Source organism: Niabella drilacis, from assembly GCF_900101395.1.
In the GTDB taxonomy this organism is placed as follows: Bacteria; Bacteroidota; Bacteroidia; order Chitinophagales; family Chitinophagaceae; genus Niabella; species Niabella drilacis.
Genome location: NZ_FMZO01000003.1, coordinates 434,037 through 449,951 on the forward strand (window position 1 = coordinate 434,037; position 15,915 = coordinate 449,951).

Consider the following 15,915-nt stretch of genomic DNA (forward strand, 5'->3'; position numbering starts at 1 on the left):
CTAAAAATAGAATCTATGAAAGCAATTACGAGACCCTACAAAAAATGGCTGGGCACTTTAAAAGAAGAGATAGCGCAAAGCCGGTTGCAAACTGCGCTTACAGTAAACAAGAACATGTTGTTACTATACTGGTTTCTTGGACGCCAGATCATTGAAAAAATTGACGGAGAGGATTGGGGGGCAAAAGTGATCGATCAATTGTCGGTCGATCTTCAGTCGGGGTTCCCCGATATGCGGGGTTTTTCTGTAAGGAACCTGCTTTATATGAAACAGTTTGCTGCAGTATACCCCGATCTGTTAATTACGCAACAGCCTGTTGCGCAATTACGAACCTCTCGTAGTTCTGGCAGAGCCGCAGCCAAAAAGACGGTAAAAAAAGAGAAAAAGTCTTTGATTCCTGAATTTACGCAACAGCCTGTTGCGCAATTTGATGGTGTAAGTTATTTCCTCTCAAACCCTTTGCTGATCGGTATTCCCTGGGGGCATCATACCTATTTGATCGATAAGATCAGTAATGAGCAGGAACGTTTATGGTACATTCAAAAAACAGTGGCACACAACTGGAGCAGGGCCTTGCTGCAATACCAATTGAGCACCGATCTGTATTTAAGACAGCATAAGAGAAAAAAGACCTCCAACTTTCATTTAACGCTGCCCAAGCCCCAGGCAGACCTGGCCAACCAGATCCTTAAAGATCCTTACATTTTCCGGTTCCCTCAAATAAGTGAATTTGCTACTGAACGACAATTGGAAGAGCACCTGCTGCTGCATATCCGGGATTTTCTCCTGGAACTGGGGGCAGGGTTTGCATTTGTGGGCAGACAGGTGATTTTAAAGGGGACGAAAAAAGATTATTTTGCAGACCTGCTCTTTTATCACTTGCTCCTGCGTTGTTTTGTGGTGATCGATCTGAAGATGGAGTCCTTTGAACTGGAACACACCGGAAAAATGAACGGCTATCTGAATATCGTAAATAAGCAATTTAAACAGGAGTCGGATCGGCCTTCAATAGGAATTATACTTTGCGGGTCTAAAGACAATATGGAAGTTGATTTTGCATTGGCAGGGATCAATCAGCCGATCGGGGTATGTGAATATACATTCAGCAAGGCATTACCCAGGACGTTAAAGAACAGGTTGCCGACGGCTAAACAGTTACAGGATGAGGTAAAAGTATTTTATAAAAAATTAAATACCGGAAAATAAATCGGATGGCACAAAAATTATCTGTTAAAGAAACACTGGAAGCAACATATCAGCTGCTGCAAAAACAGCAGGATCCCCGTTGCAGGGAACTGGTGGATGAATGGCCGGAACTGAAAAAGAAATATGAAAAAGATCTTTTTGAATTTACGGTCCGTGACCGTACGATCCGCCTGCCGCTTACGGTGACCTCATTGAGCGGAACAGGCATCCGGAAGATCGCATTACCTCAATACAAGGATTGGGGGGATTTGCTGAAGTGGCAGTTGCAGGAGAATGTGCCCGGTAAGTTTCCTTTTACAGCCGGTGTATTTGATCTGAAGCGGGAAGGGGAGGACCCCACCCGGATGTTTGCAGGGGAAGGCTGCCCGGAGCGGACCAATAAACGGTTCCACTATGTAAGCGCCGATGCCCCGGCCAAGCGGCTCAGCACCGCGTTTGACAGTGTAACGCTTTATGGTGAAGACCCGGGGCACCGGCCGGATATCTATGGAAAGATCGGTAACAGTGGGGTGAGCATTGCAACGGTGGATGATGCAAAAAAATTGTACAGTGGTTTTGATCTCTGTGATCCTGCTACTTCGGTTTCGATGACCATTAACGGTCCGGCGCCGGTCCTGCTGGCTTTTTTCCTGAATGCAGCGATAGACCAGCAATGTGAAAAATATATTACAGCGCACCAGCTGTGGGATAAGGCAGACGCTGTACGCAGGGAAAAATTTGAGAACGGTCGGCCTCCGCAATATCGTAACCCGCTGGCCCCGCAGGGGCTGCCGGAAGGCCATAACGGCCTGGGACTCCGGTTGCTGGGGCTCAGTGGAAGGAAGGTGCTGGACACCGAAGTATATACCGCCATCAGGGCCGATGCCTTAATGAAGGTAAGAGGTACTGTACAGGCAGATATACTAAAGGAAGATCAGGCGCAGAATACCTGTATTTTTTCTACAGAGTTTGCATTAAAACTGATGGGAGATGTACAGGAGTATTTTATTCAGAATAAAGTTAGAAATTTTTACAGTGTCAGCATCAGCGGGTATCATATTGCAGAAGCAGGCGCCAACCCGGTAACACAGTTGGCGTTCACACTGGCCAACGGGTTTACCTATGTGGAATATTACCTGAGCAGGGGAATGCATATTGACGATTTTGCCCCCAGTTTGTCTTTCTTCTTCAGCAACGGGATGGACCCCGAGTATAGTGTAATTGGCCGGGTAGCGCGCCGCATCTGGGCTAAGGCGATCAAAAATATCTACAAAGGGAATGAACGCTCGCAGAAGCTGAAATACCATATACAAACATCGGGGCGCAGCCTGCATGCACAGGAGATCGATTTTAATGATATCCGCACTACTTTACAGGCTCTGTATGCTATTTATGATAATTGCAACTCCCTTCATACCAATGCCTATGATGAGGCCATCACCACACCTACGGAAGAGAGTGTACGGCGGGCCATGGCCATCCAGCTGATCATTAACCGCGAGCTGGGAACCGCCCGCTCGGAAAACTTTATACAGGGCAGCTTTGTGATTGAGGAGCTGACGGATCTTGTTGAAGAAGCTGTACTGGCGGAGTTTGACCGGATCAACGAACGGGGTGGTGTACTGGGCGCTATGGAACGCATGTACCAGCGTAACAAGATACAGGAGGAAAGCCTGTACTATGAAATGAAGAAGAACGACGGCAGTCTGCCGCTTATTGGAGTGAATACCTTTTTAAATAAGCAGGGGAGTCCAACGCTTCTTCCGGGTGAAGTGATCCGGAGTACGGAGCCGGAAAAAGAACAGCAAATCGCAAATTTAAACGACTTTCAAAAACGTAATGAAGCTCAGAGCACCCGGGCATTGTTGAAACTGAAGGACGCTGCGGTTGCGGGGGATAATCTTTTTGAAGTGCTGATGGACTGTGTGGAGACCTGCTCGCTGGGGCAGATAACCCATGCTTTATATGAAGTGGGGGGGCAATACAGGCGCAGTATGTAATATTTTCTTAATTTCGCTGGATTCACTATCTAAAAAATTAAATATGGAAACGGGTTTGCTGCATCTTCACAGTTTCTTACGTTGGGTTATTTTATTATTATTGCTGGTGGCTATTTTTAAAAGTATTGGTGTGGGCAGCAGGCCGTTTACCAATGGCCACCGCAAAGCCGGTCTGTTCCTGATGATCGCAGTGGATATTGAATTCCTGATCGGGGTCATTCAATGGATAACAGGGGCGCACGGGTTGAAAGTGATACAGGACCAGGGGATGTCGGCAGTAATGCAGAATGCTACCCTGCGCTTTTTTGCAGTAGAACATATTACAATGATGCTGATCGCCGTTGTACTGGTTCATGTGGGCAAATCAGTTGCAAAGAAAAACATCTCCGACCGCAAGAAGCATCGTAAAACCGCGTTATTTTATATACTGGCCCTGATCATTATCCTGGCTGCCATTCCCTGGCCTTTCCGTGAAGTAGGATTGGGAAGAGGCTGGTTTTAGGCAGGAGTTGTCTTATCCCCCCGCTTTTCTCGGGTTTCACGGTTGAAGCGAGAGCCGCTTTTAAACGGATGTCCTTAATATGTTTCGATTGGTTTAATATGACTGAAGGTGGTTGAATGGCTGAGTGTTGACGGCTCATTACTGTTCCAAGCTTAACGTTAGATCCGCCCTGTACTCAAAGACCTATTGACCAATTAGCTGTTCCAAATGCTCACATTTCCGCAGTTTTATATTTTCAGGTTGCTCCCAGTTCAATGACCTCGCAGTTGCGGATGTTTTTGCCATCGATCACAAACCGGATCAGTGTGCGCACCTGGTGCCATCCCTGTTTTCCTGCAGCCCCGGGATTCATATGCAGGCATTGCAGCTGATCATCGTACATAATCTTGAGAATATGGGAGTGGCCGCTGATAAAAAGCTGCGGACGCTCCTGCAGGAGCAGTGCTTTTGTTTCTTTATTATATTTGGGAGGATAGCCGCCAATATGACGGATCATTACCTTTACATCTTCGCAGGAAAATACCAGTGTTTCCGGGAATGCTCCGCGGATCTCCTGTCCATCAATATTGCCATAAACACCGCGAAGCGGTTTAAAGCTTTTAAGTTGATCCGCCAGCCCGGCATTACCAAAGTCGCCGGCGTGCCATAGTTCATCACACTCTTTGAAGTAGCCGAATATGGCATCGTCTAAATAGCCATGGGTATCTGATAGTAAACCGATCCGCTGCACTGTCTTTTTGATAAAAGTAGGAATAAAAAAGAGTCCCGCTAAAAAGACGGGACTCCTTTCTTAAGGATTGAATCCGTTCCGTTTTTAGAATACAAAACCGATGCGGACACCTGTAATTACATTGGGGGCTAATTCAAAGCCACTGCCTGCCGATTTTTGAGTAACGGTAGGTTCGTCATTTACTTTGATAGTAGTTTTACCCTTTTTAGTGTTCAGGAAACCAAAGCCGGCTTCAGCGCCGAGGAAAACACGTTTTGCAATGTAGTAATCTGCACCCACTACAGCCCTTACGCCAAATCCAAGGCTTCCGGGGCCTTTAACACTGCCGGAATTGTTTTCCTGGTAAGCAGTTCCGCCCATGGTAGCATCGCTGAATTCTTTTTTCTCGTTGGCCACGCTCAGTAAAAGATCACCGCCAACATAGGGAGACAGGCGCTCGGTTCCTGTAAAGTGCTTTTCCACACCCAGGTTTAGCAAAAAGTCTGTTTCGCTCGTTTTGTAGGTCCCTTTATGCGAATCATCATCAATGTCATAAAGGTTCTTGGTGTTCTTGTAACTGCTGAGACCAAAACCCAGCCGGAAAGCCAGCGTTTCTTTGGCAAAATAGCGGAAACGCAACAGGTTCCCTTGCTCGTTTAACTCAAAGTTGGAGTTTAATACACCACCAGACAGTCCGAACTCAGTGGTTACATCACCTTGATTGGGTTTGATTTCGCTTTGCGCGTTTGCTCCTGCCACGAGGGCCAGGGAGAAGATACTCAATAGGATTTTTTTCATTTGATCGAAATTTACATTTGCCGCCCCTTGCGCAAGAAACATGCCAGATGATAACAAAAAATTAAGAAATCCTTGGTGATTTATTAACATTAAAAAGGAATATTATTTATAACAAACGTGTGTTTTATGGCCGCAAACCCAGGCGGGAAGAGGCATACAGCGACAGGGCCCCGGCAAAAGCGCGGTTACATTCCCGGAAGGGGTTGCAGGAGCACCGTATTCCCGGGACACTGACAGGTATGCCGGCTCCGGGGGAAAAACTGGCATACCGCCCGTTTGACAGGTTTCCGGGATACTGGCGGGAGCGGGTAGCAACCCTGCTCTCCGGACTAATAAAAATATTGGAGGGCCATGGCATTTGCAATTATTTTGTCTATCTTAGAAAAGTAAAAGTTCCTTGTTTGCATAAATCCAAATTCATATGAAATTAAACGAACTAAAACCAGGCGACTGGGTTGTTGTAACAGATAATGGGGTTTCCCGCGAAGGAGCTGTTGTAAGGGTCAGCAATGAAGAACGGGAGGTTTGCGTGGATAATGGTATCCAGGAATTCTGGTATCCGCTGGACCAGGTGCAGGGTATTCCTGTAGATGAGGCCCAGCTGATGCGTCTTGGATTTGAAAAAATGGACCATGGCGCCGAAAACGGGGTCAAATACGGCAAGGGACCTTTCCGCGTACTGGTGCCGGCGGCGGATAATTTTTCAAGCAGCGAGGTCTGGTACCGCGAGGACCGGCGTCTTTTTGACCGCCCGATCACAGTAAGCGAGCTGCAAAATATTCATTTACAAATGACTAAAGTTCCGTTGCTCCACTAATTCCTGTTATTTTTGTGGCCCCGGGGCCAAACAATACAGCTTTATTCTGAAATTTAGGCAGGATAAGGCTTTTTTTATTATAAAATATTACCTATCTTTGCAGCCCTAAAATTTGTATGTCAAAACAACCTTTAATAAAACAAGACGGAGTCATCCTGGAAGCCTTGTCTAATGCGATGTTCAGGGTAAAGCTGGAAAACGGCCATGAGGTTTTGGCAACAATTTCCGGAAAGATGCGTATGCACTACATTCGTATTTTGCCCGGAGATAAAGTGGGGTTGGAAATGTCTCCTTATGATTTGACCAGGGGCAGGATAAATTTCCGCTATAAAAATTAAGCTGAAAACCTTAAATTAAAAAAAAAGATGAGAGTAAGAGCATCCATTAAGAAACGCAGCGCCGACTGTAAGATTGTACGTCGCAAAGGGAAGCTTTATGTTATTAACAAAAAGAATCCCCGTTTTAAACAAAGACAAGGATAATTCATATTTATAGTTTATGGTTTATGGTTTATAGTTGAGGCCGTTAACCAGGAACTAAAAACTAAAAACAATAAATTTAAGATATGGCACGTATTGCCGGTGTAGACTTACCAAAGAACAAAAGGGGCGAAATTGGCCTGACCTATATTTATGGGATCGGTCCTTCTACAGCAAAATATATTCTGGATAAGAATAGCATTGATCGCAGCAAAAAAGTAAACGAGTGGAATGATGAGGATCTGAATGCGATCCGTTCTACGATCACCGAAGAATTAAAGGTAGAAGGTCAGCTGAGAAGCGAGGTGCAAATGAATATTAAGCGCCTGCTGGATATCGCCTGCTACCGCGGCCTTCGTCACAGGAAAGGACTTCCTGTACGTGGTCAGCGTACAAAAACCAACAGCCGTACCCGTAAAGGAAAACGTAAGACGGTTGCCGGTAAGAAAAAAGCCGCTAAGAAATAGTATTTAGTTGACAGGTTGATAAGTTAATAAGTTGACAGGTGTTATTCATCCTTGTTAACCTCTTAACTTATCAATTTGTCAACTTTATCATATGCACCTGTTACTACCAGATCAATTCCGGACACCCGGTGCAGGAATAGGGTTGACTGGGCGTTTTGTTCTACAGAGCGTTTTTATTTTTAAAGATCACCTTTAAGTACAATGGCAAAATCACAGAACAGCGGAAAAGCCGCTGCAAAAAAAAGGATTGTAAAAGTGGATGCGTACGGAGATGCGCACATTTCTGCAACGTTTAACAACATCATCATCAGTTTAACCAACAAGACCGGGCAGGTTATTTCCTGGAGCAGTGCTGGTAAAATGGGCTTCCGCGGTTCTAAAAAGAACACCCCTTATGCCGCTCAAATGGCTTCCGCAGATGCTGCTAAAGTAGCACTGGATGCTGGTTTAAAAAGAGTGGATGTATATGTAAAAGGCCCCGGAGCCGGTCGTGAAGGAGCGATCCGCTCACTTTCCCAGTCTGGTATTGAGATCGTAATGATCAAAGACGTAACGCCTTTACCGCACAACGGATGCCGTCCTCCCAAAAAGAGAAGAGTATAATTGTTCATGGCCATTAGGTGTGGAGTAGTGTTACCAGGCGATGAAGTGTGCGACGCAAGAGCGCTGCCAGTAGTACAAAAGCTGGTAACAAAATAATAAGTTCTTTAAAATTTTTGCTGAAAGCTAAAGGCTTAATGCTGAAAGCTGAAGCATGATTGATAGCCAATTGGCTTTTCATTTTTAAAAAGGGTACGCAATTAATTTTTTCCAAAGCTTTTTACTGATTGCTGTACCGGTTTCTAAAAAAGCTTAAATGAAAGTATAATTATGGCACGTTACAATGGTCCAAAGACCAAGATCTCCCGTATTTTCGGGGAGCCTATTTTAGGTAATGGTAAATGGTTGGGTAAAAACAGTAACCCTCCCGGTATGCATGGCGAAAAACGCAAGCGTAAAACCTTAGGGGAATATGCATTGCAGCTGCGCGAAAAGCAAAAAGCAAAATACACTTACGGTGTGCTGGAAAAACAATTCCGCAAAACGTTTGAAGAAGCCAACCGTCGTAAAGGTATTACCGGTGAAAACCTTATTAAATTACTTGAAGCCCGTTTAGACAACACGGTATTCCGTATGGGTATTGCACCCAGCCGTCCTGCTGCACGCCAGCTGGTGAGCCACAAGCACATTGAAGTAAATGGCGAAGTGGTAAATATTCCTTCTTACCAGTTGAAAGCAGGTGATATCATCACCCTGAAAGAAAGCAGCAAGAACCGTTCTTCTATTACGAGCGTGATCCGTCCTAAAAATCCAAAATTTGGCTGGATCGATTTCAATGAAACTGAAATCAAAGGTACTTTCATAACCTATCCCGAAAGGGAAAGTGTTCCTGAGAACATTAAGGAGCAACTGATTGTTGAATTGTACAGTAAGTAATTTTAGTGAATAGTCAATAGCGGATAGTGAACCGTCAATTCACCATTTACTATTCACCATTCATTTATTCACCATTCACTTAATAAAGGCAAAAATGGCAATTTTAAATTTCCACCAACCGGACAAAATCATTTTGCAGAAAGCTTCGGATTTTGAAGCTCAATTTGAATTTCGTCCATTAGAGCCGGGGTATGGTGTTACCATTGGTAACGCACTGCGCCGTGTTTTATTGAACTCTCTTGAGGGATATGCTATTGTAGGCATTAAGATAGAAGGAGTAGATCATGAATTTGCTACCATGAAAGGGGTTAGTGAAGATGTGGTTGAGATCATCCTGAACTTAAAACAGGTACGCTTCAAAAGGATCGTGGATCATGAAGTGGCCAATGAAAAAATTTCCATTTCAGTAAAAAATCAGACAGAATTCACCGCAGGTATGATTGCCGAAGGAACACAGTCCTTCCAGATCATGAACCCGGAACTGCTGATCTGCACCATGGATTCTTCTTCAAAGCTGGATATTGAACTGACCATCGGCAAGGGCCGTGGTTATGTGCCTGCTGAAGACAACAAGGTAAAAGATGCCCCTGTTGGTTATATCGCCATCGATTCGATCTTTACGCCTATCAAGAACGTAAAGTACAGCATCGAAAATACCCGTGTGGAACAACGTACGGACTATGAAAAGCTGCTGATGGAGGTAAATACAGATGGTACCATCCACCCGGAAGAGGCCGTAAAACAAGCCAGCCGTATCCTGATCCAGCACCTGATGATCATCACAGATGAAAACATCACGTTTGATAATAAGGAAGAGAAGAAGGAAGATATGGTAGATGAGCAGACATTGCAACTGCGCAAGGTACTGAAGACCCCGTTGGAAGACCTGGATCTTTCTGTACGCGCGTTCAACTGCCTGAAAGCTGCCAAGATCAACTCCCTGAGTGAGCTGGTTCAGTACGAGCAGGAAGACCTGATGAAGTTCCGGAACTTTGGTCAGAAATCCCTGTCTGAAATTGAGCAGGTGCTGATCGAAAGAGGTCTGGGCTTTGGCATGGATCTTCAGAAGCTGGGAATCGACAAAGACGATTATTAATTTTTTTAGGGGACGGGTAGTTTTACCCGCCCTTTTATTTTTTATTATTTCATGTAGGCTGCAATTCCTGACACGGTGCAGCTGAATAAAATCTAAATGTCATGCGTCACGGAGACAAAATCAAAAATTTAAGCCGTACCAAAGCGCACAGAGATGCGCTGTTACGTAATCTTTCCTGCCAGCTGATAGAGCATAAGCGTATTGTAACAACTCTTGCAAAAGCAAAAGCGTTACGGGTATACGTAGAGCCCCTGATCACAAAAAGCAAGGAAAATACCACGCATCAGCGTCGTATCGTATTCAGTCATTTACAGGACAAAGAAGCCATTAAGGAATTATTTGGCGCTGTTGCTGCAAAAGTTGGTGGTCGTCCCGGTGGTTATACCCGTATCATTAAATTAGGGATCCGTCCCGGTGATGCTGCTGAAAAAGCGATGATCGAACTGGTAGACTTTAATGAGATCTACGGTAAGGGCTCCGACGAAAAAGCTGCCGGTAAACGTACCCGCCGTCGCGGAGGAAGCGGAAAGAAGAAAACGGATGAAGCTGCTCCTGCTGCAGAAGTTGCTGTTGAAGCAACAGCACCGGTTGAAGAAGTAAAAGAAGCTGCTGCACCCGTTGCAGAAGCAACTTCTGAAACTGAAGCGAAAGAAGAAAACAAAGGAGCTTAATTCTTTTTTGAACGTATAAAATGCCCCGCTCCGGTATAACCCGGGCGGGGCATTTTTATGGATGGTAATTTGAGATTTGATCCCCGACCGGAATGGGTGTTTGATAAAATGCAATGAACTTTATTTGTTGTTAGATGATATATAAAGAAATGATTAAATGCTTAAACTTTGCAAATGGTATAGCGGAAAAATAGTATCTTCAACGCTGTTTAATGGGTGCCGGGTGCTGGCTTTCATGCCTTGAATGCAAATAAAGGCCCGGTGTAATTCTAAAAGTCAAACAGGAAATATATGGATGTGGTAAGCAACCAATCGGTTCAGCACTTCAAAAATGATGTAGGGATAAGATTTCAATTGTATAACAGTTTATTTACTTCTTTGCCCTTTCATAAAATTGAGAAGACGGGGATCTTATTATCACTGTTGTCCAGCATGTGCGAAGAAGGGTATGAAAAAGGTTCGAGTCCTGTGGAGATCATCGAAGATTTTTTTAGCCGGCATACTTCCTTTACCACGCGCAAAGAACGGCTGGATCTTATGTTCCGCCTGGTGCAGTATGTAGAGCGCCAGGTAGTATTGTTTGACGCGCTGGAAGATGCCTCCTATAAAAAGATCAATGACTTTAGTGGTCCGGGCACATTGAAGCAGCTGATGTCTGCAGTGGCCCAGAATAATAAGGAAGCGCAGTTTGATAAAGTGCTGGAAGATTTTTGTGTACGGCTGGTGCTAACAGCGCATCCTACCCAATTTTACCCCGGCTCTGTGCTGGGAATCATCCGGGACCTGAGCAACGCATTGCTGAAGAATGATGCCAGCGAAATCAACGTCCTGCTGCAGCAGCTGGGAAAAACGCCCTTTTTTAAGAAGAACAAGCCGACCCCTTTCGATGAGGCCGTTAGTCTTATCTGGTATCTCGAAAATGTTTTTTACCCTGCGGCGGGCCGTATCCTTAGCGAGCTGAAGAACCAGTTCCCGGGGATTGCCACCAATAAACATTCGGTGATTAAGATGGGCTTCTGGCCGGGCGGTGACCGGGATGGTAACCCCTTTGTAACCAAGGATACCACGCTGCAGGTAGCCGCAGCGCTGCGCGGCGCTATTTTAAAATGTTATTATTTTGATGTGCGCCGGTTGAAGCGCCGGTTAACTTTTCATGATGTGGAGGAGATCATGAGCGACCTGGAGCGCCGCTTATATGAAGAGGTCTTTATCCCGGGAAAGGGAAGCCAAATTACCGACAAGGAAATTATATCCATACTGGAAGGTGTAAAGCAGATTGTGAACGAAAAGGCCAATGGCTTATTTGTATCCCGGATACAGGACCTGATCAGCAAGATCGAGATCTTCGGGTTACACTTTGCGTCACTGGATATCCGGCAGGACAGCTCCGTGCACGAAAAAGTATTTTCACGGGTTGCCGCTTCGCAGGCAGGCATATTACCGGCAGACTATGATACCCTGGAGGAAAAAGAGAAGGTGAAACTGCTGCTGAATCTTAAACCACTGAACGATGCATCCCTATTTGAAGATACAGTGGTAAAGGATACGGTTGAAGTAGTGAATGCTATTCGTTCTATACAGGAATCGAACGGGGAACTGGGTTGCAACCGGTATATTATCAGCCATGCCACCAGCGTGCTGAGCATTATTGAGGTCATTGGCCTGTTTAAACTAAACGGTATCGGTTGCGAGGAGATGAACGTGGATATTGTTCCGCTTTTTGAAACGATCGAGGATCTGCAAAATGCAGGAGATGTAATGAAAACGCTCTACTCCCTTCCGGAATATAAGGCCTACCTGGATCGCCGCGGCAGAACACAAACCATTATGCTGGGCTTCTCGGATGGAACCAAGGATGGCGGTTACCTGATGGCCAACTGGAGCATCTACCGTGCCAAGGAAGAGCTGACGCGGATCACAAGGCAATATGGCTTTGATGTGATCTTCTTTGACGGAAGGGGAGGCCCTCCTTCCCGTGGTGGCGGAAAAACACATAAGTTCTATGCATCTATGGGACGCAATATCTCCAACCGGGAAATCCAGCTGACCATACAGGGCCAAACGGTCAGCGCCAATTTTGGTATTATTGACTCTGCGCAGTTCAACATCGAACAGTTAATTAATGCGGGTGTGTCGAGTTCGCTTTTTGCGGATCGTTATCCACCGTTAAACGGCAAGCAGGAGCAGCTGCTGCAGGAACTTTCTTCTTATGGTTTTGATGCCTATATAAAGCTGAAGAATCATCCGCAGCTGGCCAATTATCTTTATGAAATGAGCCCGCTGCGTTTTTACAGTGAAACCAATATCGGCAGCAGGCCGGCCAAAAGAGGGCAGCAACAGGCTTCTATTTCACTGGGCGATCTCCGGGCGATCCCGTTCTCCGGCGCCTGGAGCCAGCTGAAGCAAAATGTACCGGGCTTTTTTGGCGTGGGCACTGCGTTAAAGCAGATGGAGTATATCGGGCGTTTTGAAGAACTGAAGCAATTATACAATGAATCGCTGTACTTTAAAACCCTGCTGGATAACTGCGAAATGGCGATGAGCAAATCCTATTTCCCGATAACGGCTTACATCGCAAAAGATGAGCAATTCGGTGCCATCTGGCAAATGATCTATGATGAGTTTGTTTTAACCAAACAGTATATTTATAAATTAACGGGGCACGATACATTAATGGGTTCCTACCCGGTAGATAAATTGTCGATTCGCATGCGGGAACGGATCGTTATGCCGCTGGTAACGATTCAGCAGTATGCCTTGGTTCAGTTGCGTGAGGGCAATGATGATAAAGAAGATTCCCTGCAGGAGGTATTGGGAAAACTGGTAATGCGCTGCTCTTTCGGAATCATTAATGCCGGGCGGAATTCTGCTTAATACCCTTTGGGGAATGTAAAATATTCCCCAAAAGCTCCAAGGCGAAATAGTAAATGTAAAAGAGAAGGAGCTGCTATGGTGCTCCGGGAACCATGATCATAAAAAATGATCCGGTTTCTCTTTACAGGTATCGTTCCATATTCAATATTTCTTATTCAGCAAGATCGTATAGGTACCTGAGGGCAATGTATAGCTGCCGTCTTTATTTGGAGTGCCGGGCATCCGGTAGCCTTTACGGGGTTGCCAGGGTGCGGGTGTGAAAAAAGTTGCGGTACTGTTTGCCGGGATCCGGCAGGTATAACGGAGCTGATCTCCCTGCTTTTCCCATGATGAAAGAATGGGGCCTCTTGCGCTGTTGTAAGTGGCCTTAAATGCATTAAGCCCGGTTACAAAATTGGGCTTGAGAAGAATGTTGCTGAAGCCCGGCTGCTTTGGATCCGGGAAGATGCCGCCCAGGGCCTTATAGAACCAGGCGCCGATATCTCCAAACATAATGTGGTTGAGCGAAGCATCATTCTTTGCATCCACTTTCCAGTTCTCATAAAGTGTTGTGGCTCCGTTTTCGATCCACCAGCCCCAGGAGGGGTAAGTGTTGCGGGCCGCCAGCTGGTAAGCCAGGTCGGCATAACCGTTCTCACTAAGCACATTCAGCACGGCTTTGGCGCCCAGGATACCCACATCGAGCTGAACACCGTCTTCCTGTACTTTTTTTGCCAGGTTGGCTACTACCCGGGCTTTCACAGCCTCGGGAACCACCCCCCAGTAAACCGGCGTACTTTGCTCTGTTTGTAAACCGCTTCCGTAGATGCCGGTTGCAGAGTTGAGGTATTTACCATTAATGGCATTTTTTATTTTTTCTGCCAGCGCCTGGTAGCGGGCGGCATCTTCTTTCCTGTTAAAAAGCGCTGCCGTTTTTGCCAGTATCGTTACATCTTTATAATAGTAAAGAGAGGATGTGAGCTCAACGGGGGATTGGGATTTTACCGGTACCCAGTCGCCCAACCCCCAGGTGGTAAGTCCACCGGGGTACAGCGCGGCAATATGGTTTACATAGCTTTTTATGTTTTCATAATTATCTGCCAGAGGTTTGCTATCGCCATAAAACTGGTACAGTGTCCAGGGAATAATGGCAATAGTACTCGTCCAGTCGGGCCCGTTGGCCCACTGATAGCCCCAGCCGCTGGTAGGGATGATGGCAGGCAATACCCCGTTGGGTTGCTGTTCATCGCGGTGGTCGGCCAGCCATTTTTCATATACGGTAATGCCATCAAAATTATAAAGCCCTGTTTCCAGTGCAATGACAGCATCCCCCGTCCAGCCGTTCTTTTCCCGCTGCGGGCAATCGGTCGGGTAACCAAAAAGGTTCGAAAGGTAGGCGTTGTTTGTAGCCTGCCAGATCTTGTTGATAAGGGGCGATCCGGTTTCGATAGTGCCGGCCTGCGGCACATCACTGTGCATGAACCAGGCCTGGAGGCTGGATTTACTAAGCGTTACCGGTTTGCTGCTGATGACCTCCACGTACTGGAATCCCTTATAGTTGAACCGGGGTTTAAAGGTCTCCGTTCCTTTCCCCTTCAGGATAAAAATATCGGTCTGAAAGGGATCGCTGTCATCCGTAGGCCGGTAGTGCACGTTGATATTGGAAAGGTCTGTATGGCCCGAGGTATGAACGCGCTCGGAGTGGATCAGCCGGATAACAGTTCCGGCGGTTCCGGAAACCCGGATCTCGCTGACACCGGAGATATTCCTGCCCAGGTTGAAGACATAGTTGGTGTCATTGAATTTTTTCAGATCCACCGGGATTATCGTTTCAACATCCCGTATCGGGTACAGTGCCTGCGCAGCGATCAGTTGTGATGGTGCTGCGCGGTCGGTAGCTGTGGCCCACTTGGAATCATCAAAACCTGGCAGATCCCAGCCGGGTATTTCCAGCTGCGCATCATAGTGCTCTCCGGTGTAAATGCTGTTAAAGATGACCGGGCTCAGGGCTGTTCTCCAGCTCCTGTCGGTGTATATGGTTTCTTCAGAGCCATCTGTATAAGTGACCCGGAGGTCGAGGCAAAAGGCCGGACGGTTGCGCCAGGGTGCTTTGTCGAAATACCATACAGCTGTAGACTGGTGATTGTACCAGCCGTTGCCGAGCAGTACACCGATCACATTTTGCCCCTGCTGCAGTTGTTTGCTGACATCGTAAGTGGTATACAGGTTCCTGCGGTCGAAGCGGGTGTACATGGGGTCCAGCCGGTGGTTGCCGACTTTTGCAGCATTCAGCGAGAGCTCGTAGAGGCCCGCTGCAGCTATATAAACCCTTGCGGTTTTGACCGGCTTCTTCAACTGGAATGCCTTCCGGAAATAGGGGGCGGGCTTCCGCTGAATATCGCTGCCGTCGCTGATCCACCCTCCCTGCCAGTTGGTTTGCTGCATCATGCCGGTTTCAAAAAAAGCGGTAGGCGACAGGTCATAAGGGCGGTTATTTTTACCGGTAAGGAGCACTTTCCACGTGTATCTTGTAAAGGGCTGCAGGGGGCTGCCTTTATACGTGACCAGGTTATCCGCGGATGTAATGATGCCCGAGTTCCATACCTCTCCGCCTGCATCCCGGGAAACAACGATCCGGTAACTGGTTTGTGCGGCGCCCGCCTGCGGATCATCAATGGCCCAGCTGAAGCGGGGTGTTTTATTGTCGATGCCCAGCGGGTTGATCAAATGTTCACACTGGAGGTTGATGACTTTTTGTGCGGGGAGCAACCGGGGCATCCCGGTTAAAACCAATAATAGCAGAACGGCCTGTTTGCAAATCATATGCGCAATATTATCAGGATAAAATAGCATTGTGTGCTG

At 46.5% G+C, this 15,915-nt stretch carries 16 protein-coding genes; 12 read left to right on the top strand and 4 right to left on the bottom strand.

The annotated features are described in order from the left end of the window. Positions 1 to 15: 15 nt before the first annotated feature. From BLS44_RS08110 to BLS44_RS08120, 3 genes are read left to right on the top strand one after another with little or no spacing between them, the layout of a single operon-like run. A complete protein-coding gene (locus BLS44_RS08110) occupies positions 16 to 1,206 on the top strand; it encodes a PDDEXK nuclease domain-containing protein (RefSeq protein WP_176954352.1) in 1,191 nt (396 codons plus the stop codon). Between the two features lie 5 nt (positions 1,207 to 1,211). Then, complete coding sequence (locus BLS44_RS08115; RefSeq protein WP_090389545.1) at positions 1,212 to 3,185, top strand: methylmalonyl-CoA mutase family protein; 1,974 nt, start codon at positions 1,212 to 1,214, stop codon at positions 3,183 to 3,185. Between the two features lie 43 nt (positions 3,186 to 3,228). Further along, complete coding sequence (locus tag BLS44_RS08120) at positions 3,229 to 3,687, top strand: hypothetical protein (RefSeq protein ID WP_090389546.1); 459 nt, start codon at positions 3,229 to 3,231, stop codon at positions 3,685 to 3,687. Between the two features lie 235 nt (positions 3,688 to 3,922). Here the strand turns inward: BLS44_RS08120 and BLS44_RS08125 are convergent, their stop codons facing one another. Together BLS44_RS08125 and BLS44_RS08130 are read right to left on the bottom strand one after the other, a co-directional pair. After that, entirely contained in the window at positions 3,923 to 4,417 is a 495-nt protein-coding gene (locus BLS44_RS08125) for a metallophosphoesterase family protein (protein ID WP_090389547.1), read from the bottom strand. 84 nt (positions 4,418 to 4,501) lie between these two features. Continuing rightward, complete coding sequence (locus tag BLS44_RS08130; protein ID WP_090389627.1) at positions 4,502 to 5,194, bottom strand: hypothetical protein; 693 nt, start codon at positions 5,192 to 5,194, stop codon at positions 4,502 to 4,504. Between the two features lie 421 nt (positions 5,195 to 5,615). On the opposite strand from BLS44_RS08130, the gene BLS44_RS08140 reads away from it, so the two are divergent. From BLS44_RS08140 to rpsK, 5 genes are all read left to right on the top strand, one after another. Continuing rightward, on the top strand, positions 5,616 to 6,011 hold the full coding sequence (locus BLS44_RS08140; protein WP_090389549.1) for a hypothetical protein: 396 nt from the start codon (positions 5,616 to 5,618) through the stop codon (positions 6,009 to 6,011). Between the two features lie 116 nt (positions 6,012 to 6,127). Continuing rightward, positions 6,128 to 6,349: a translation initiation factor IF-1 gene (gene infA / locus BLS44_RS08145; protein ID WP_018630797.1), complete on the top strand. Its 222-nt coding sequence runs from the start codon at positions 6,128 to 6,130 to the stop codon at positions 6,347 to 6,349. A 27-nt stretch (positions 6,350 to 6,376) separates the two neighbouring features. Beyond that, positions 6,377 to 6,493, top strand: a complete 117-nt coding sequence (gene ykgO, locus BLS44_RS08150; RefSeq protein ID WP_071597075.1) for a type B 50S ribosomal protein L36 — start codon at positions 6,377 to 6,379, stop codon at positions 6,491 to 6,493. Positions 6,494 to 6,576: 83 nt separating this feature from the next. Beyond that, positions 6,577 to 6,957, top strand: a complete 381-nt coding sequence (gene rpsM, locus BLS44_RS08155) for a 30S ribosomal protein S13 (protein WP_090389550.1) — start codon at positions 6,577 to 6,579, stop codon at positions 6,955 to 6,957. A gap of 201 nt (positions 6,958 to 7,158) precedes the next feature. Beyond that, positions 7,159 to 7,560: a 30S ribosomal protein S11 gene (gene rpsK, locus BLS44_RS08160; protein WP_090389551.1), complete on the top strand. Its 402-nt coding sequence runs from the start codon at positions 7,159 to 7,161 to the stop codon at positions 7,558 to 7,560. 13 nt (positions 7,561 to 7,573) lie between these two features. Here the strand turns inward: rpsK and BLS44_RS26480 are convergent, their stop codons facing one another. Continuing rightward, on the bottom strand, positions 7,574 to 7,738 hold the full coding sequence (locus BLS44_RS26480; protein WP_176954353.1) for a hypothetical protein: 165 nt from the start codon (positions 7,736 to 7,738) through the stop codon (positions 7,574 to 7,576). Between the two features lie 89 nt (positions 7,739 to 7,827). Between BLS44_RS26480 and rpsD the strand changes: the two genes are divergently transcribed. The 4 genes from rpsD (at position 7,828) to BLS44_RS08180 (ending at position 13,074) form a co-directional block, all read left to right on the top strand. Further along, on the top strand, positions 7,828 to 8,433 hold the full coding sequence (rpsD, locus tag BLS44_RS08165; RefSeq protein WP_090389552.1) for a 30S ribosomal protein S4: 606 nt from the start codon (positions 7,828 to 7,830) through the stop codon (positions 8,431 to 8,433). A 94-nt stretch (positions 8,434 to 8,527) separates the two neighbouring features. After that, entirely contained in the window at positions 8,528 to 9,529 is a 1,002-nt protein-coding gene (locus BLS44_RS08170) for a DNA-directed RNA polymerase subunit alpha (RefSeq protein WP_090389553.1), read from the top strand. Between the two features lie 101 nt (positions 9,530 to 9,630). Further along, a complete protein-coding gene (gene rplQ, locus BLS44_RS27125) occupies positions 9,631 to 10,200 on the top strand; it encodes a 50S ribosomal protein L17 (protein ID WP_090389554.1) in 570 nt (189 codons plus the stop codon). A 291-nt stretch (positions 10,201 to 10,491) separates the two neighbouring features. Further along, on the top strand, positions 10,492 to 13,074 hold the full coding sequence (locus tag BLS44_RS08180; protein ID WP_090389555.1) for a phosphoenolpyruvate carboxylase: 2,583 nt from the start codon (positions 10,492 to 10,494) through the stop codon (positions 13,072 to 13,074). Positions 13,075 to 13,215: 141 nt separating this feature from the next. Here the strand turns inward: BLS44_RS08180 and BLS44_RS08185 are convergent, their stop codons facing one another. Beyond that, a complete protein-coding gene (locus tag BLS44_RS08185; RefSeq protein WP_090389628.1) occupies positions 13,216 to 15,876 on the bottom strand; it encodes an alpha-L-rhamnosidase in 2,661 nt (886 codons plus the stop codon). Positions 15,877 to 15,915 lie beyond the last annotated feature (39 nt).